The following is a 17,207-nucleotide window of genomic DNA, read 5'->3' on the forward strand; positions in this document are numbered from 1 at the left end:
GCATGGCCCAAACCACCCTTATCGGCCGCGCGATCATCCGCCTTGCGGGCGATGAGGTGCGCGATTTCCTGCAAGGACTCGTCACCCAGGATGTGCGCCGCGTCACCGCCGATGCGCCGCGTTATGCCGGGCTGCTGACGCCGCAGGGCAAGGCGCTGTTCGATTTCATCCTGTGGGCGGACGGCGCGGACATTCTGATCGATTGCGAAGCGGCGGCGGCCGAGGCGCTGGTGCGCCGCCTGTCAATCTACCGGCTGCGGCGGCGGATCGACATCGCCATCGATCCGGGCGTCGCCGTCCACTGGGCGGCGGATGGCGAGCGGGGCGTGGCCGATCCCCGGCTGGCCGCGCTCGGCCGGCGCTGGCTGGAGCGGGCGGAGACGGGTGAGGCGGCAGAGACGGGTGCGGATGCGCGCTGGGCGGCGCACCGCCTGTCGCTCGGCGTGCCGGAAGGGATTGGCGATCTTGGCCAGGACCGGACCTTGTGGCTTGAAACCAATGCCGCCGAGCTGGACGGGGTCAGCTTCACCAAGGGCTGTTATGTCGGGCAGGAGAATACCGCCCGGATGAACTACCGCCAGAAGGTATCGCGGCGGCTGCTGCGCGTCGACGGGCCGGACGGCCCGGTGTTCGACCGCCGCCGGGTCGAGGCACCGGGCGACGACGCCTTCATTCCCGATTGGCTGGCCCCAGCCTTCGCCGCAACCGGATGAGCGCGACGAGCGCGATCCCGGCCCAGATCACGTTGAGCGCGGCCGACGGGATCGCCCCGTTCCAGCCGCTGTTGACGATGAAGCCCACCGCCCCGGCCAGGTTCATCGCCTGATAGGCCGGGCTGGCCGCCGCGATCCGCCCCGCGGTCAGCAGGCCGTACGCGACAAGGATCAGGAGCGCGCCGCCCCAGCCCGCAATCTCGACCCAGATCGGTGTCACCAGCCGAGCGATGCCTTCAGCCGCTGCGCGCCGGCATGGCCCTGCGCATCGGCAGGGCCGGCCCCGTCATAACGGGGGACGATGTGCAGATGGGCGGGAAAGCTGCGGCCCGGGCCAGTGCCGGCCACCGCCGCAACGACGGTAAAGCCGGTGGCACCGAATGCCGCCTGCTGTGCCCGGCCGGTCGCCTCCGCCGCGCGGTAGAGCGCCATGCGCACCGGTTCGGGCAGATCCTCGATCCGTGCCACCGCCTGACGCGGGATAACGAGCGCCTGGCCCGGCGCAGTCGCCGCCGGCGGCAGCGCGATCAGCGCCTCCGCCGATGCGGCGATCACCGCCCGCCCGCCATCGGCGCGCAACAGGCAGGAAAACGGATTGGCCGGATCAAGCAGCGGGGCGGGCAGGGCGACGGGCAGCGGCGCACTCGCCGCTGCCGCCGCCATGGCCAGTCCGGCCAGCATCATCACGAAGCGAGTTTCCGCAGCACGTAGGGCAGGATGCCACCGTTCAGGAAATAGTCCAGCTCGTTCACCGTATCGATCCGGCACCGGGTCGCGAACGTCTCGGTGCTGCCATCGGCACGGCGCAGCGTCACCTCAACGTCCTGACGCGGCTTCAGCCCGGCGACATTGGTGATGGTGAAGGTTTCCGTGCCGTCGAGGCGCAGCGTCTTGCGGTCGACGCCATCGGCGAACTGGAGCGGCAGCACGCCCATGCCGACGAGGTTCGAGCGGTGAATGCGCTCGAAGCTTTCGGCGATGACGACGCGGACGCCGAGCAGGTTGGTGCCCTTGGCCGCCCAGTCGCGCGACGAGCCGGTGCCATATTCCTTGCCGGCAACGACGACCAGCGCCGTGCCATCGGCCTTGTGGCGCATCGCCGCGTCGTAAATCGCCATGACTTCGCCCTGATAGCTGGTCATGCCGCCTTCGACGCCCGGCACCATTTCGTTGCGGATGCGGATATTGGCGAAGGTGCCGCGCATCATCACCTCATGGTTGCCGCGACGCGCGCCATAGGAGTTGAAGTCGGCGCGGGCGACCTGATGCTCCATCAGGTAACGGCCCGCCGGGCTGTCGGCCTTGATCGAACCGGCCGGCGAAATGTGGTCGGTGGTGATCGAATCACCCAGGATCGCCAGCGGCTTGGCATCGACGATGTCGGCAACCGGGGCCGGCGTCATGCCCATGCCCTCGAAATAGGGCGGGTTGGCGACATAGGTCGAACCGGCGCGCCACGCATAGGTGTCGGAGCCTTCGACATTGATGCCGCGCCACTTCACATCGCCGTCGAACACATTGGCATAGCGCGACGCGAACATGTCGCGGGTGACGCTGGCATCCATCAGCGCGCGGACTTCGGCGTTCGAGGGCCAGATGTCCTTCAGATAGACGTCCTGGCCGTCGCTGCCCGTGCCGATCGGCGTCGTCACCATGTCGTCGCGCACCGTGCCCTTGAGCGCATAGGCGACGACCAGCGGCGGCGAGGCGAGGAAGTTGGCGCGCACATCGGGCGACACCCGGCCTTCGAAATTGCGGTTGCCCGACAGGACCGAGGCGGCGACCACGTCATTGTCGTTGATCGACTTGCTGATCGGTGCCGGCAGCGGGCCGGAATTGCCGATGCAGGTCGTGCAGCCATAGCCGACAAGGTTGAAGCCAATGGCGTCGAGATCGGCCTGCAGCCCCGATTTTTCCAGATAGTCGGTGACCACCTGGCTGCCGGGGGCGAGGCTGGTCTTGACCCAGGGCTTGCGGGTCAGGCCCTTTTCGCGCGCCTTGCGGGCGACGAGGCCGGCGGCGACCAGCACCGAGGGGTTGGAGGTGTTGGTGCAGCTGGTGATCGCGGCGATCACGACATCGCCATCGGCAATGCCATGATCGGTGCCGTCGACCGCGTGGCGGCCGGCAGCCCGGCCCTCGACCGATGCGTTGAACACATTATCGACTTCGCCCAGCGACACCCGGTCCTGCGGCCGCTTCGGCCCGGCGAGCGAGGGCTGCACGCTGCCCATGTCGAGTTCGAGCGTGTCGGTGAACACCGGATCCGGCGAGCCGGCATCGCGCCACATGCCCTGCGCCTTGGCATAAGCTTCGGTGAGCGCGATGGTTTCTTCGGGACGGCCCGTGAGGCGCATATAGTCGAGCGTCTGCGCGTCGACCGGGAAGAAGCCGCAGGTCGCGCCATATTCGGGGGCCATGTTGGCGATGGTCGCGCGGTCGGCAAGGCTGAGCGCGTCGAGGCCGGGGCCGTAAAACTCGACAAAGCGGCCGACCACGCCCTTCTTGCGCAGCATCTGGGTGACGGTGAGCACCAGATCGGTCGCGGTGATGCCTTCGGCGAGAGTGCCGGTGAGGCGGAAACCGACGACTTCGGGGATCAGCATCGACACCGGCTGGCCGAGCATCGCGGCTTCCGCCTCGATGCCGCCCACGCCCCAGCCAAGCACACCCAGGCCGTTCACCATCGTGGTGTGGCTGTCGGTGCCGACCAGCGTGTCGGGATAGGCGACCGTCTCGCCCGCCGCATCGGCCGACGACCAGACGGCGCGGGCCAGATATTCAAGGTTCACCTGATGGCAGATGCCGGTGCCCGGCGGCACGACGCGGAAATTGTCGAGCGCCTTGGACCCCCATTTCAGGAACTCATAGCGTTCCATGTTGCGCTGATATTCAAGGTCGACATTCTGTTCGAACGCCTTGGGATTGCCGAACTCGTCGACCATCACCGAATGGTCGATGACCAGATCGACCGGGACCAGCGGGTTGATCTTCTGCGCGTCGCCGCCCAGCCGGTTCATCGCATCGCGCATCGCCGCCAGATCGACGACGCAGGGCACGCCGGTGAAATCCTGCATCAGCACGCGCGCCGGGCGATACTGGATCTCGCGGTCCGAACGGCGCTCGCGCTGCCAGTCGGCCAGCGCCTGCACGTCCTCGACCGTCACGGTGACGCCGTCTTCGAAGCGGATCAGGTTTTCAAACAGCACCTTCATCGAAAAGGGCAGGCGCGACACATCGCCGACCTTCGCCGCCGCCTTGGCGATGGAGTAATAGGCATAGCGCTTGCCGCCCACCTCAAGCACGGAGCGGGTGGAGAGCGTGTCCTGGCCGACAGCGGTCATGGGGCGTGTCCTCTTTTGTCTGGGGCCAGTGGTCCTGGCCGCGTTTCGCTGAAAATCCCGGCGCTCCTAGCAAGCCCGGTCAAGCTCGAAAAGGGCGCGAAATGTGCCATTGCGGCACGGCCGGGCAAAACCGGCCGCCAATCACGCCTTTGTCACATATCTGAAGCCTGTGTTAACTACCCGCTCGTGCCTGACCGGTCGGCATGGCCGCCTGCCACGTCATCGCGCAAAGGGGTAATATAGGATGAAGAAACTGTTTCTGGCCGCCACCGCGGCCATTGCGATTGCTGCCGCGGCGCCGGCCGATGCCGCCACGCTGATCTTCACGATCACCAATGTCGGGGGCGATGATCGCGGCGATTTCAGCTTCACGCTCGACACCACGCGCGCGCCGGACATCGTGCTGGCGGACAGCGTGCGCTACACCTCGGGGATCCAGGTGACCTATCGTGACGTGCCGGGCGTCGGCAACGGCACGCTGTCGACCGGGCTGACGGTGTTCACCAGCCGGCAGCAGGGCGGGCTGATGCTGGGCGCGCTGCCTTTCGGCAATTTCCGCGTGATCAACACCACGCTGATCACCAACACCAGCTTCAACTCGTCGCTGCCGCGCAGCCAGAACCTGCCGGTTTTCCGCCTCGGCACGTTCGACATCTCGACGACCGCGCAGAACAGCGGCCCGCGGCCGTTCGACAATTACCGCATCACCATCGCCGAAGTGCCTGAGCCGGCGACCTGGGCGATGATGGTGATCGGGTTCGGTGCCGCCGGCTATGGCCTGCGCCGCCGCCGCGTCGCCTACACGCTCGCCTGATCCAGCGCCGGGCCGGGCGGAATATCCGTCCGGCCCGCTGCGTCACTCTTTTTCTCGTTCAGGTCCTGAAGCCGAGTGCGCGCCATGCGCGGCTCGCGCTCCAGCTGGCCTGCCTGCTTGATCTGCCGGCGCAGCTCGTCGCGCTTCTCGTGGATCGAGGCGATGACCGGGCCGACCGCGACGCCGAGATCGACAAGCACCGCCTCCGACAGCTGGAGCGAGCTTTCGAGCGTTTCAGGCACCGCATCGGTCGCCCCGGCCTTGTAGAGTTCGGCGGCGTGATCGGCGTCGCGGGCGCGCGCGACGATGGTCAGCCCCGGCACCCAGCCGCGCACCCGCCGCGTCAGCTGCACGCTCAGCACCGGATCATCCATCGTCAGGATCAGCGCCTGGGCGTGGCCGAGGCGCAGCCGGTCGACCATGTCGGGTCGGCTGGCATCGCCGAACAGCACCGGATAGCCGTCGCGCCTTGCAGCTGCGACGGTGTCGATATCCGATTCCACCGCCACGAACGGCTTGCCATGCACTTTCAGCATGTCGGCCACCATCTGGCCGACCCGGCCGAATCCGATGATCACCGTGCCGCCGGGGCTGTCGTCGCCGATGTCCATGTCCGCCAGCCGCTCGATCCGGCGGCCAAGATCGCGACCGAGCCGGGCGAGCAGCGGGGTAAGCGTCAGCCCCAGCGCGGTGACGGTCTGCCAGAAAGCGGCATCGCCGGCTGCGATCAGGCCCGCCTGCGATGCCGCGGCGAGGACGATCAGCGTCGTCTCCGACGGCGAAGCCATCAGCACCGCAGTCTGGACCGCCGCGCCGCGATTGATTGCGGCAAGCCGCAGCAGCACCCCGGTCATCAGGGCCTTGACCAGCATCACGCTGATCAGCGCCAGCGTGAGTTCCGGCCAGCTGGCGATCAAGGCGGCGGGATCCAGGCTCATACCCACGGTGATCAGGAACACGCCCAGCGCCAGCCCCTTGAACGGTGCCGTGATCGATTCGACTTCGCCGCGATATTCGGTCTCGGCGATGATCAGCCCGGCGATCAGCGCGCCGACGATGGGCGACAGGCCGGCGGCGCTGGTCGCAAGGCTCGCGGCGATCACGACCAGCAGGCTGGCTGCCAGGAACAGCTCGGGACTTTTGGTGCGCGCGGCCTGGGCGAACATGCGCGGCAGCACCACCCGGCCGCCCACGACAAGGGCAAGGATCGCAGCACTGCCCAGCGCCAGTGTCTGCGCCAGGTCCGACATCGCATCGCCCGCGCGCGAGCCGATCGCGCTCAGCACGAAGATGATCGGCACCAGCGCCACATCCTCAAGCAGCAGCATCGCAAAAGCGGGTCGGCCAATCGCGCTTTTGGTGCCGACCATCGGCAGCACGAGCGCGGTTGACGACAGCGCGAGCGCTACGCCAAGCCCGAAGGCGGCGGCCGGCTGCATCCCGATCAGCCACAGCCCGGTGCCGATCAGCGCGCCCGACCCGAACAGCTCCGCCACGCCGACGCCGAACACCAGCGCGCGCATCCCCCACAGGCGCCGGAACGAAAGTTCCAGCCCGATGGAAAACAGCAGCAGGATGACCCCGAACTCGGCAAAAGGCTCGATCGCCTCAGGCTCGGAGATGGTAAAATAATAGAGCCAGGGATGGCTGGCGACGAGCTGGCCAAGGCCGAACGGGCCGACCAGCGCGCCGACAAGGATGAACCCGATCACCGGGTTGATGCGGAACCGGGCGAAGGCGGGGATGACAAGCCCCGCCGCGCCCAGGATCACAAGTGCATCGGAAAAACCGCTGCTCGCCAGATTGATCGCCATGGCGGCAGTTTAGCCGGGAAGTGACGTCGAAATCACCCCCCGGCGCGCAAAGGCTGAAATCAGGTCAGGCCCAGTTGGCCATCGCCTTTTCCAGATTGGCGCGGATCGCCTCGAAGAACTGCTCGGTGGTCATCCAGGGCTGGTCCGGGCCGATCAGGATCGCGAGGTCCTTGGTCATCTGACCGCTTTCGACCGTCTCGATGCACACCCGTTCAAGCGTTTCGGCAAAACGCGTCACATCGGGCGTGCCGTCGAACCGGCCGCGATATTTGAGGCCGCCGGTCCAGGCGAAAATCGACGCGATCGGGTTGGTCGAAGTCGCCTTGCCCTGCTGGTGCATCCGGTAATGCCGGGTGACGGTGCCGTGCGCGGCCTCGGCCTCCACGGTCTTGCCGTCGGGCGACAGCAGCACCGAGGTCATCAGCCCGAGCGAGCCAAAGCCCTGGGCGACCGAATCCGACTGAACGTCGCCATCGTAATTCTTGCAGGCCCAGACGAACTTGCCGCTCCACTTGAGCGCGGAGGCGACCATGTCGTCGATCAGGCGATGTTCGTAAACAATGCCAAGCTTCTCGAACTGAGCCTTGAATTCGTTCTCGTAAACTTCCTGGAAGATATCCTTGAAGCGCCCGTCATAGGCCTTCATGATCGTGTTCTTGGTCGACAGATAGACCGGCCATTCGCGCAGGATGCCGTAGTTGAGCGACGCGCGGGCGAAATCGCGGATCGAGTCGTCCAGATTGTACATCGCCATCGCGACGCCCGAGGACGGGAACTGGAACACTTCCTCGTCGATCGTCTGGCCATCCTCGCCCTCGAACACCAGCCGCAGCTTGCCGGGGCCGGGGACGCGGAAATCGGTCGCGCGATACTGGTCGCCGAACGCGTGGCGGCCGACGACGATGGGATCGGTCCAGCCCGGCACCAGCCGCGGGACGTTCTTGATCACGATCGGCTCGCGGAACACGACGCCGCCCAGAATGTTGCGAATCGTCCCGTTGGGCGACTTCCACATCTTCTTGAGGCCGAACTCCTTCACCCGCGCCTCGTCGGGGGTGATGGTCGCGCACTTCACGCCGACGCCGTACTTCTTGATCGCGCGGGCGGATTCGACGGTGATCTTGTCGTCCGTCTCGTCGCGTTTCTCGATGCCCAGGTCGTAATATTCGAGGTCGATATCGAGATAGGGCAGGATCAGCCGTTCACGGATCCACGCCCAGATGATGCGGGTCATCTCGTCGCCATCGAGTTCGACAACGGGCGTTTTCACCTTGATCTTGGCCATCGGCAATCATCCTGTGGTTTCGTTTGCCCCGCCCTTAGGCAAGCCGCGCCGCGCGATCAACTGTGGGATGGCGAGGGGGGATGGGCGAGGGGGGCGATGGCCGCAAGCACCTCCGGGCAACGCCATCCGGCGTTGAGATTGCGCGCCGACCGGCCTAGACGCTGGGGCATGGCTTCTCTCGATACCCCGCCCGCCGCCACCACAACCGTCAAGTGGCGTTTCCCTGCCGTCCATCCCGAAGGGCGCAAGTTCGTCCTGATCGCCGCGCTCATCACGCTGGGCTTTGCGCTGATGGCATGGGAAACGCTCGCCTGGCCGATGGCCGGCATCACCATCTGGGTCGCGGCCTTTTTCCGCGATCCCGTGCGCAGCGTGCCGCAGGGCGAGGGGCTGGTGATCGCGCCGGCCGACGGGCTGATCACCCTCATCCAGCAGGTGCCGCCGCCGCGCGAGCTGGCCGGGCCGGACGGGCTGGGCGATGCGCCGATGGTGCGCGTGTCGATTTTCATGAGCGTGTTCGATGTCCACATCAACCGCGCGCCGGTGGCGGGCCTGATCCGTCAGGTCGTTTATATTCCGGGCAAATTCCTCAATGCCGATCTCGACAAGGCGAGCGAGGACAATGAGCGCCAGCATTTCCTGGTCGAGGCCGATGACGGCACGCCCATCGGCTTCACCCAGATTGCCGGGCTGGTCGCGCGGCGCATCGTGCCGTTCGTCAAGCCGGGCGACCGGGTGGGGCGGGGCGAGCGCGTCGGGCTGATCCGCTTCGGCAGCCGCGTCGACGTCTATCTGCCCGCCGGCACCGCACCGCGTGTCGCGCTCGGCCAGCGCACCATTGCGGGGGAAACCGTGATCGCCCGGCTGGGCGAGGCCGAAGCGGGAGCGGGCCTGCCGCAATGATAGCGCGCCGCCCCCTGCGCGGGATCTCGCTGCGCGCTGTTGCGCCCAATGCCGTCACCGCGCTGGCGCTGTGCATGGGGCTGTCGGGCGTGCGCTTCGCCATTGGCGGCGAATGGGACCGGGCGCTGGGCGCGATCATCGTCGCCGGCGTGCTGGACGGGCTGGACGGGCGCATCGCCCGGTTGCTCAAAGGCGAAAGCCGGTTCGGGGCCGAACTCGATTCCCTGTCCGACGTCATCGCCTTTGGCGTCTCGCCGGCGATCATCCTCTATCTCTGGTCGCTGCAGGCGATGCCCAAATATGGCTGGATCTTCGCGCTTGCCCATGCGGTGTGCTGCGCGCTGCGGCTGGCCCGGTTCAACGCCCAGATCGACGCGGTCGAACAGCCGCACAAATCCGCCGGCTTCCTCACCGGCGTGCCCGCCCCGGCCGGGGCAGGGCTGACCCTGCTGCCGGTCTATATCTGGCTCTGGTCCGGCGAAGCGGTGCTGCGCGAGCCCTGGCTGGTCGCGCCCTGGACCGGCATTGTCGCGTTTCTGATGATCTCGAACGTCGCCACTTACAGCTGGTCGTCGCTGCGCCTGCGCCGCGGCATCAGGCTGGAGGCGATTGCCGGAGTCGCGCTGCTCGGCGGGGCGCTGGTGTCTGACCCGTGGGTCACGCTCACCGTCATCACCGCGCTCTATCTGGCGCTGATCCCGTTCAGCATCCGTTCCTACGCGCGGGTCAGGCGGCAGCGGCAAGCCGCGACGCCCGCAGCGGCCCGGCCTGAGTGAGCGGCTGAGCCCGCCGCAACGCCGGCTTGGCCGGAGAACGGTCGACGGCAACGGCCGGAACATGCAACGGGGCCAGCGCAGCGCGGATGCGCGGCAGATCGCGCAGCACGAGCGCGGCGATGAGGCCAAGCCCCCCGGCCAGCATCAGCGAAAAGACGAACGCGGCAATCACATGGGCGACAGTCAGGTTGGCGGCGAGGGCGAGCATCTTGGCCTCCATTTGTTCCGTTGGCTCTTGTTCGTTCTTTGTTCCGGCGTTGTCAACCCTTGCATTTCCTGTCCGGCGCGGCTAATGCGCCGCCCATTCCACATGAGCGCCGTACATACCGGTGCCGGGGCAACCCGGTTCCAGGCACTCAGAGGTTCAACCGGGTAGGAGAAAGACCATGGCGGTTCCCACCGTCTCCCTTCAGGCGCTTATCGAAGCCGGCGCGCATTTCGGCCATCAGACGCATCGCTGGAATCCGAAGATGAAGCCGTACATCTACGGCGAGCGGAACGGCGTTCACATCCTCGACCTGTCGCAGACCGTGCCGCTGTTCGCGCGCGCGCTCGACTTTGTCAGCCAGACGGTCGCGGCCGGCGGCAAGGTGCTGTTCGTCGGCACCAAGCGTCAGGCGCAGGAGCCGATTGCCGAGGCCGCGCGCCGCGCCGGCCAGCATTATGTCAACCATCGCTGGCTGGGCGGCATGCTCACCAACTGGAAGACGATTTCGAACTCGATCAAGCGCTTCAAGGCGCTGGAAGAGCAGCTGGCGGGCGACACGCACGGCCTGACCAAGAAGGAAGTGCTGCAGCTGACCCGCGAGCGCGACAAGTTCGAGCTGTCGCTGGGCGGCATCCGCGACATGGGCGGCATTCCCGATGTCATGTTCGTGATCGACGCCAACAAGGAAGAGCTGGCGATCAAGGAAGCCAACACGCTCGGCATTCCGGTCGTCGCGATCCTCGATTCGAACGTCTCGCCCGACGGCATCGCCTTCCCGGTGCCGGGCAATGACGATGCCAGCCGCGCGATCCGCCTCTATTGCGAGGCGATTGCCCAGGCCGCGACCCGTGGTGGTCAGGCCGGTGCCGCGCAGCGCGGCGTCGATCTCGGCGCGATGGACACGCCGCCGGCCGAGGAAGTGCTCGGCGAAGACGCGGCCGCCTGAGGCCGATTGACGGGCGCGGGCGGCGATTGATCGTCGCCCGCGCCAGTTTCCCGATTTTGTCACAGCTGCCCGGCAGAGCGCGGAGCGCCGCTGGGCCAAACCCAAGCCAGGAAGGAGCCAGATGATGGCGGAGATTACGGCTGCAACGGTCAAGGAGCTGCGCGAGCGCTCCGGTGCCGGCATGATGGACTGCAAAAAGGCGCTCAACGAAACCGGTGGTGATATCGAAGCCGCCATCGACTGGCTGCGCACCAAGGGCCTCGCCGCGGCTGCCAAGAAGGCCGGGCGCACGGCCGCTGAAGGTCTGGTCGGCGTTGCCGTGTCGGGCACGCGCGGTGCGGTTGTCGAGGTCAACTCGGAAACCGATTTCGTCGCCAAGAACGATCAGTTCCAGTCGTTCGTGCGCGACGTCACCCAGATCGCGCTCGGCACCGGTGAAAGCGTCGAGGCGCTGCTCGCCGCCGCCATGCCGGCCGGTGGCAGCGTGCAGGACGCGCTGACCGCCAACATCGCCACAATCGGCGAGAATCAGTCGCTGCGCCGCGCCCGCGTGCTCGAAGTGAGCGAAGGTGCCGTCGTGTCCTATGTGCACAACGCCGCCGCGCCGGGCCTGGGCAAGATCGGCGTGCTCGTCGCGCTCGAGGGCAATGCCCCGGTCGACCGCATCGAGGCGCTTGGCAAGCAGCTGGCGATGCACATCGCCGCCGCCTATCCCCTGGCGCTGACCGGCGACCTGATCGATCCGGCGCTGATCGAGCGTGAAGCGGCCATCGCCCGTGAAAAGGCCGCCGACAAGATCGCCGGCAAGCCGCCGGAAGTGGCCGAGAAGATCATCAACGGCCCGGTCGAGAAGTTCCGCAAGGAAAATGCGCTGCTCACCCAGGCGTTCGTGATCGACGGCAAGACGCCGGTTCAGGACGTGGTCGCCGCCGAAGCCAAGGCCGCTGGCGGGTCGATCGCGATCAAGGATTTCGTCCGCTTCCAGCTGGGCGAAGGCATTGAGAAGCAGCAGAGCGACTTCGCCGCCGAAGTCGCCGCGACCGCCGGGCTGAAGTCGGCCTGACGATGATGCCGGGCCGGCGACAAGCCGGCCCGGTTGTCACCGGACGGGCGAGGCCATCGCCCCTTTCCCAATCCGGTGGCTTGAGGGGCGCGGCGCTGCCCGCCCGACACGCTTGGATTTCCGCGCCGCCGCCACTAAGGTCGCGCGCCACACCGAACCGAACCCGATCGGACCGACCATGACCCGCCCGCGCTTCAACCGTGTTCTCCTGAAGCTGTCCGGCGAGGTGCTGATGGGGCCGGGCCAGTTCGGCATCGATCCCGACACTGTCGCCCGCGTTGCCGGCGAGATCGCCGCCGCCAAAGAGGCAGGGCACGAGATCTGCGTCGTCGTCGGCGGGGGCAATATCTTTCGCGGCCTGGCCGCCGCCGCCAAGGGCTTTGAACGCGCGACCGCCGATTATATGGGCATGCTGGCGACGGTGATGAACGCGCTCGCGCTGCAGAATGCGCTTGAGCAGATCGGCGTCGACACCCGCGTCCAGTCCGCCATCCCGATGGCATCGGTGTGCGAGCCGTACATCCGCCGCCGCGCCCAGCGTCATCTGGAAAAGGGCCGGATCGTGATCTTCGCCGCCGGCGTCGGCAGCCCGTTCTTCACCACCGACAGCGGGGCTGCGCTGCGTGCGGCCGAAATGAACTGCGACGCGCTGTTCAAGGGCACATCGGTCGATGGCGTTTACGACGCCGATCCGAAAAAGGTCGCCGGCGCGACCCGTTATGAAACCGTGGCGTTCAGCAAGGTGTTGTCGGACGACCTGAAGGTCATGGACGCCAGCGCCATCGCGCTGTGCCGCGACAATGACATCCCGATCGTGGTGTTCAACATCCGCGAACAGGGCAATCTGGCCCAGGTGCTGCGCGGTGAGGGCGTGGCCACGATCGTTCAGAACGAAGGAGCTTGAGTGATGCCCGCTTATGACAAGGCCGATCTGGAACGGCGCATGCACGGCGCGGTCGAAGCGCTGAAGCATGATCTGACCGGTCTGCGCACGGGCCGCGCATCGACGTCGCTGCTCGATCCGGTGCAGGTCGAGGTCTATGGCGCGAACATGCCGCTCAATCAGGTCGCAACCGTGTCCGCGCCCGAACCGCGCATGCTGTCGGTGCAGGTGTGGGACCGGACCAATGTCGGGCCGGTGGACAAGGCCATCCGTTCGGCGGGGCTTGGCCTCAACCCCATTGTCGATGGGCAGACGCTGCGCCTGCCGATCCCCGACCTGACCGAAGAGCGCCGCCGCGAGCTGGCCAAGCTTGCCGGCCAATATGCCGAAAAGGCGCGCATCGCGGTGCGCAATGTGCGCCGCGACGGGATGGACGCGCTCAAGACCGACGAAAAGAAGAACGGCCTGAGCGAGGACGAGCGCAAGCGCGCCGAAACCGACGTGCAGAAGATGACCGATGCGACGATCGCCGAGATCGACGCCGCCGCACAGGCGAAGGAAAAGGAAATCCTCGGCAAGTGACCGGTCAGGGCGCCCCCCTGTCCGCGCCGCCGGTGACGGCGGACGCGGCCATGCCCGGGGCGGGGGGCGAGCCTGCCGGGCCGCGCCATGTTGCGATCATCATGGACGGCAATGGCCGCTGGGCGAAGAAGCGCCGGCTGCCGCGCGTCGCCGGCCACCGCAAGGGTGTCGAGGCGGCGCGCAATGTCGTGCGCGCGGCGGGCGATCTGGGCATCGAGGTGCTGACGCTTTACGCCTTTTCGTCGGAAAACTGGCGGCGTCCGGCCGAGGAAGTGGCCGATCTGATGGGGCTGCTGCGCCATTTCATCCTCGCCGATATCGAGGAACTGGCACAGGCCGGGGTCAGGCTGCGGGTGATCGGCGATTATCGCGCGCTCAGCCCCGATCTGGTGCGTCTGATCGACGGGGCGCTGGCGCGCACTGCCGACAATCGCGGCACCACTCTGGTCGTGGCGCTCAATTACGGCGCGCAGAATGAACTGGTCGAGGCGACGCGGCGGCTGGCCGAACGCTGTGCGCGCGGCGAACTCGACCCGGCCGGGATCGGCCCGGCCCATATCGAATCCGAACTGGCGACGCACGGCCTGCCGCCCGTCGATCTGCTGATCCGCACATCGGGCGAACACCGGCTGTCGAACTTTCTGCTCTGGCAATGCGCCTATGCAGAGCTGCTGTTCGTCGATGCGCTGTGGCCCGATTTCGACGGCGACCGGCTGGCGCAGGCGCTGGACGATTTCGCCCGGCGGGAGCGCCGCTTCGGCGGGCTATGACCGCCGGCAAATCAGGTTCCGATCTCGGCGTGCGTAGCGCGGTCGGCGTCGTGCTGATCGCGGTGGCGCTGCTCGCACTCTGGGCCGGGCCGGTCGGGCTGTGGCTGCTGATCGCGACGGCGGCGATGCTGATGCTCGCTGAATGGTGCGATCTGGCCGAAGCCGACCCTCGTGCCCGGCGGGCCGCGCTGTTTGCCGCCTGTGTGCCGCTGGCGATCCTTGCGCCGCCGCCGGTCGCGGCCGGGCCGGGCGGGCTTGCCCTTGGCCTTGGCGTTGCCGCCGCGCTCGTCACGGCGGGCGTGACGGGGCGGGTGCGGCTGGGGCTTGGCGTGCTTTATGTCGTGCTGCCGGCGGTCGCTCTGGTGTTCATCCGGGGGGAAGCGCGCGGGCTGCTGCTGTGCCTGTGGGTGCTTGCCGGCGTGTGGGCGACCGATATCGGTGCTTATTTCGCCGGGCGGACGATCGGCGGGCCGAAGCTCGCGCCGGCGATCAGCCCCAACAAGACCTGGGCCGGGCTGGGCGGGGGCGTGATCGCGGCGCTTGCATTCGGCCTCATTCTCTGGCGCTTTCTGGAATTGCCGCTGGCGCTGGCGCTGCTCAGCCCGGTGCTCGCGGTGGTCGCCCAGGCGGGTGATCTGTTCGAAAGCGCGCTCAAGCGCCGTGCGGGGGTGAAGGACAGTGGGCGGATATTGCCGGGGCATGGCGGCGTGATGGACCGGCTTGACGGTCTGGTCACCGCCGCGCCGGTCGCGGCGGGTCTGATCCTCGTCCAACGGATGCTATGACAAAGACAATCTCGATTTTCGGGGCCACCGGGTCCATCGGCACATCGACCCTCGATCTGGTCGAGCAGGAGCCGGGGCGGTTCGAGGTGGTCGCGCTGACCGCCAATCGCGACGTGCAGGGGCTGGCGGCGGCGGCGCGGCGCACAGCGGCGCGGCTGGCGGTGATCGGCGAGGAGTCGCTGCTGGGCGAGCTTCAGGCGGCGCTGGCGGGCACGGGCATTGCCGCGGCAGCGGGGGCAGGGGCCTTGGTCGATGCCGCCCGCGCCGGGGCGGACTGGACGATGGCGGCGATCGTCGGCTGTGCCGGCCTGCCGCCGGTGATGGCGGCGATCGAGGCGGGCGGCACCGTCGCGCTGGCCAACAAGGAAGCTCTGGTGTCGGCGGGCGCGCTGATGACGGCGGCGGCCGCGCGCACCGGGGCGCGGATCCTGCCGGTTGATTCCGAGCATAATGCGATCTGGCAGTGTTTCGATCATGACCGGCCCGACCGGGTGGCCCGCATCCTGCTGACGGCGAGCGGCGGGCCGTTCCGCGCCTGTTCGCGCGCTGAAATGGCCGCCATGACCCCGGAACAGGCGGTCCGCCATCCGAACTGGTCGATGGGGGCGAAGATTTCGGTCGATTCGGCGACGATGATGAACAAGGGGCTGGAGCTGATCGAGGCGGCGCGGCTGTTCCCGGTGCCGCATGAGCGGATCGAGATTCTCGTTCACCCGCAATCGGTCATCCATTCGATGGTCGAATATGTCGACGGATCGGTGCTGGCGCAGCTGGGCACGCCAGACATGCGCACGCCCATCGCCTATACGCTCGCCTGGCCCGACCGGATGACGACGCGCGCCGAGCGGCTCGATCTCGTCCGGCACGGCCGGCTGGATTTCGAGGCCCCGGACGAGGACCGCTTTCCCGCGCTCCGGCTCGCGCGCGAGGCGGTGCGTGCCTGTGGCGCGCGCCCGGCGATCCTCAATGCCGCCAATGAAGTGGCGGTGGCGGCGTTTCTGGCACGCCGGATCGGCTTTCTCGACATTGCTGCAATTGTCGAGGAAACGCTCGGCCGCTATGATCCGCCCGCGCCGCGATCGATCGACGATGTGTTCAGCATCGATCAAGCCGCGCGCAGGCAGGCAGAAGCCGCGATGAAGGTGTTTGTCGATTGACCCAGTCTCCCGGCGTGCTGCTGACGGTCCTCGCGTTCCTTGGCGTGATCGGCCCGCTCGTGTTCCTGCACGAGCTGGGCCATTATCTCGCCGGGCGGCTGTTCGGCGTGAAGGCGGAGGTGTTTGCCATCGGCTTCGGGCGCGAGCTGTTCGGGCTGACCGACCGGCGCGGCACCCGCTGGACCTTTGGCTGGCTGCCGCTGGGCGGCTATGTCCGCTTTGCTGGCGATCTGAACGCGGGCAGCGAACCCGATCCGGCCTGGCTGGCACTGCCGGCCGAGGAGCGGGCACAGACTTTTCAGGCCAAGCCGCTGTGGCAGCGGGCGATCATCGTCGCTGCCGGGCCGGTGGCGAACTTCATCGTCGCGGTGCTGATCCTTGCCGCCTTTGCCATGCTGGTCGGGGTCAACCGCACGCCCCCGGTCGCCGGGACTGTCCAGCCGGGCAGCGCGGCGGCCAGCGCCGGCATCCGCGCCGGCGACCGCATCCGCGCGGTCGACGGGCGCGCCGTCGATGATTTCGGCGATATTGCCGAATATGTCGTCGCGCGGCCGGCCATGCCGATCCGCTTCGACATCGAAAGCGACGGCCGGACGCGCACCGTCACCGCGATCCCGGCGGTGCAATACAAGGCCGACCGGTTCGGCAATCGCTATGCATTCGGCCGCATGGGCATCACCTCGCCGACGCCGGTGGTCGAGCGGGTGTCGCTGGCCGAGGCACCGGGCGTCGCGGTCGGCCAGACGATCGGCATCATGCGCACCATGGTCGACGGCATCGGCCAGATCGTGACCGGACTGAGGCCGGTGAGCGAGCTGGGCGGCCCGCTGCGCATCGCCCAGTTTTCGGGCGAGGCGGCGAGCGCCGGGCTGACCAGTCTCGCCTATCTGATCGCGCTGATTTCGATCAATCTCGGCTTCATCAACCTGCTGCCGGTCCCGATGCTCGATGGCGGCCATTTGCTGTTCTACGCGATCGAGGCGCTGCGGCGGAAACCGGTCGACGCCGAGGTGCAGCAATGGGCCTATCGATCGGGGCTGGTGCTGCTGCTGTCGCTGATGCTGTTCGTGACGTTCAACGATCTGGCGGCTTTTGGTCTCTGGCGGGGGCTGGCGGGGTTGATCGGTTAGACGCCATCGGGCAGGGCGCGCGGTGGGCGCGGGA

General features: G+C 67.6%; 18 protein-coding genes. 12 read left to right on the forward strand and 6 right to left on the reverse strand.

Annotated elements, in window-relative coordinates:
- Positions 1-2: 2 nt before the first annotated feature.
- Positions 3-713, forward strand: coding sequence for a CAF17-like 4Fe-4S cluster assembly/insertion protein YgfZ (ygfZ, locus tag OPU66_RS00550; RefSeq protein ID WP_498551650.1), 711 nt, complete (start codon positions 3-5; stop codon positions 711-713).
- Here ygfZ and OPU66_RS00555 read toward each other — a convergent pair.
- From OPU66_RS00555 to acnA, 3 genes are read right to left on the reverse strand one after another with little or no spacing between them, the layout of a single operon-like run.
- Complete coding sequence (locus tag OPU66_RS00555; RefSeq protein ID WP_498551651.1) at positions 670-933, reverse strand: CBU_0592 family membrane protein; 264 nt, start codon at positions 931-933, stop codon at positions 670-672. The two genes, ygfZ and OPU66_RS00555, sit on opposite strands and share 44 nt — an antisense overlap.
- Positions 930-1,397 (reverse strand): HIT family protein, encoded by a 468-nt coding sequence (locus tag OPU66_RS00560; RefSeq protein WP_498551652.1) that lies wholly within the window; start codon positions 1,395-1,397, stop codon positions 930-932. The genes OPU66_RS00555 and OPU66_RS00560 overlap by 4 nt, the downstream gene beginning before the upstream one ends.
- Positions 1,397-4,057, reverse strand: a complete 2,661-nt coding sequence (gene acnA, locus OPU66_RS00565; RefSeq protein WP_498551653.1) for an aconitate hydratase AcnA — start codon at positions 4,055-4,057, stop codon at positions 1,397-1,399. Before acnA ends, OPU66_RS00560 begins: the two co-directional genes overlap by 1 nt.
- A gap of 244 nt (positions 4,058-4,301) precedes the next feature.
- Here acnA and OPU66_RS00570 point away from each other — a divergent pair, with 244 nt between their 5' ends.
- A complete protein-coding gene (locus tag OPU66_RS00570) occupies positions 4,302-4,871 on the forward strand; it encodes a PEPxxWA-CTERM sorting domain-containing protein (protein WP_498551654.1) in 570 nt (189 codons plus the stop codon).
- On the opposite strand, the gene OPU66_RS00575 is transcribed toward OPU66_RS00570, so the two are convergent.
- Positions 4,856-6,685, reverse strand: a complete 1,830-nt coding sequence (locus OPU66_RS00575) for a cation:proton antiporter domain-containing protein (protein WP_498551655.1) — start codon at positions 6,683-6,685, stop codon at positions 4,856-4,858. The two genes, OPU66_RS00570 and OPU66_RS00575, sit on opposite strands and share 16 nt — an antisense overlap.
- A 64-nt stretch (positions 6,686-6,749) precedes the next feature.
- Complete coding sequence (locus OPU66_RS00580) at positions 6,750-7,970, reverse strand: NADP-dependent isocitrate dehydrogenase (protein WP_498551656.1); 1,221 nt, start codon at positions 7,968-7,970, stop codon at positions 6,750-6,752.
- A gap of 168 nt (positions 7,971-8,138) precedes the next feature.
- Here OPU66_RS00580 and OPU66_RS00585 point away from each other — a divergent pair, with 168 nt between their 5' ends.
- Both OPU66_RS00585 and OPU66_RS00590 read left to right on the forward strand, forming a co-directional pair.
- Positions 8,139-8,873 (forward strand): phosphatidylserine decarboxylase, encoded by a 735-nt coding sequence (locus tag OPU66_RS00585; protein WP_498551657.1) that lies wholly within the window; start codon positions 8,139-8,141, stop codon positions 8,871-8,873.
- Positions 8,870-9,649: a CDP-alcohol phosphatidyltransferase family protein gene (locus OPU66_RS00590; protein ID WP_498551658.1), complete on the forward strand. Its 780-nt coding sequence runs from the start codon at positions 8,870-8,872 to the stop codon at positions 9,647-9,649. The genes OPU66_RS00585 and OPU66_RS00590 overlap by 4 nt, the downstream gene beginning before the upstream one ends.
- On the opposite strand, the gene OPU66_RS00595 is transcribed toward OPU66_RS00590, so the two are convergent.
- Positions 9,600-9,857 carry a hypothetical protein gene (locus tag OPU66_RS00595; protein WP_498551659.1) on the reverse strand — a complete coding sequence of 86 codons (258 nt, stop codon included), beginning with the start codon at positions 9,855-9,857 and terminating at the stop codon, positions 9,600-9,602. The two genes, OPU66_RS00590 and OPU66_RS00595, sit on opposite strands and share 50 nt — an antisense overlap.
- Positions 9,858-10,035: 178 nt before the next feature.
- Between OPU66_RS00595 and rpsB the strand changes: the two genes are divergently transcribed.
- The 8 genes from rpsB (at position 10,036) to rseP (ending at position 17,173) form a co-directional block, all read left to right on the forward strand.
- Entirely contained in the window at positions 10,036-10,803 is a 768-nt protein-coding gene (gene rpsB, locus OPU66_RS00600) for a 30S ribosomal protein S2 (protein WP_498551660.1), read from the forward strand.
- Positions 10,804-10,927: 124 nt separating this feature from the next.
- Positions 10,928-11,866 carry a translation elongation factor Ts gene (gene tsf / locus OPU66_RS00605; protein ID WP_498551786.1) on the forward strand — a complete coding sequence of 313 codons (939 nt, stop codon included), beginning with the start codon at positions 10,928-10,930 and terminating at the stop codon, positions 11,864-11,866.
- Between the two features lie 178 nt (positions 11,867-12,044).
- Positions 12,045-12,770 carry a UMP kinase gene (gene pyrH / locus OPU66_RS00610; RefSeq protein ID WP_498551661.1) on the forward strand — a complete coding sequence of 242 codons (726 nt, stop codon included), beginning with the start codon at positions 12,045-12,047 and terminating at the stop codon, positions 12,768-12,770.
- Positions 12,771-12,773: 3 nt separating this feature from the next.
- Positions 12,774-13,331, forward strand: a complete 558-nt coding sequence (gene frr / locus OPU66_RS00615) for a ribosome recycling factor (RefSeq protein WP_498551787.1) — start codon at positions 12,774-12,776, stop codon at positions 13,329-13,331.
- A gap of 50 nt (positions 13,332-13,381) precedes the next feature.
- Positions 13,382-14,101, forward strand: coding sequence for an isoprenyl transferase (locus OPU66_RS00620; protein WP_498551788.1), 720 nt, complete (start codon positions 13,382-13,384; stop codon positions 14,099-14,101).
- Positions 14,098-14,886: a phosphatidate cytidylyltransferase gene (locus OPU66_RS00625; protein WP_498551662.1), complete on the forward strand. Its 789-nt coding sequence runs from the start codon at positions 14,098-14,100 to the stop codon at positions 14,884-14,886. The genes OPU66_RS00620 and OPU66_RS00625 overlap by 4 nt, the downstream gene beginning before the upstream one ends.
- Entirely contained in the window at positions 14,883-16,043 is a 1,161-nt protein-coding gene (locus OPU66_RS00630; RefSeq protein WP_498551663.1) for a 1-deoxy-D-xylulose-5-phosphate reductoisomerase, read from the forward strand. The genes OPU66_RS00625 and OPU66_RS00630 overlap by 4 nt, the downstream gene beginning before the upstream one ends.
- Complete coding sequence (gene rseP / locus OPU66_RS00635) at positions 16,040-17,173, forward strand: RIP metalloprotease RseP (protein ID WP_498551664.1); 1,134 nt, start codon at positions 16,040-16,042, stop codon at positions 17,171-17,173. The genes OPU66_RS00630 and rseP overlap by 4 nt, the downstream gene beginning before the upstream one ends.
- Positions 17,174-17,207 lie beyond the last annotated feature (34 nt).

The sequence above is a fragment of the Sphingomonas sp. URJC2 genome (assembly GCF_059803575.1).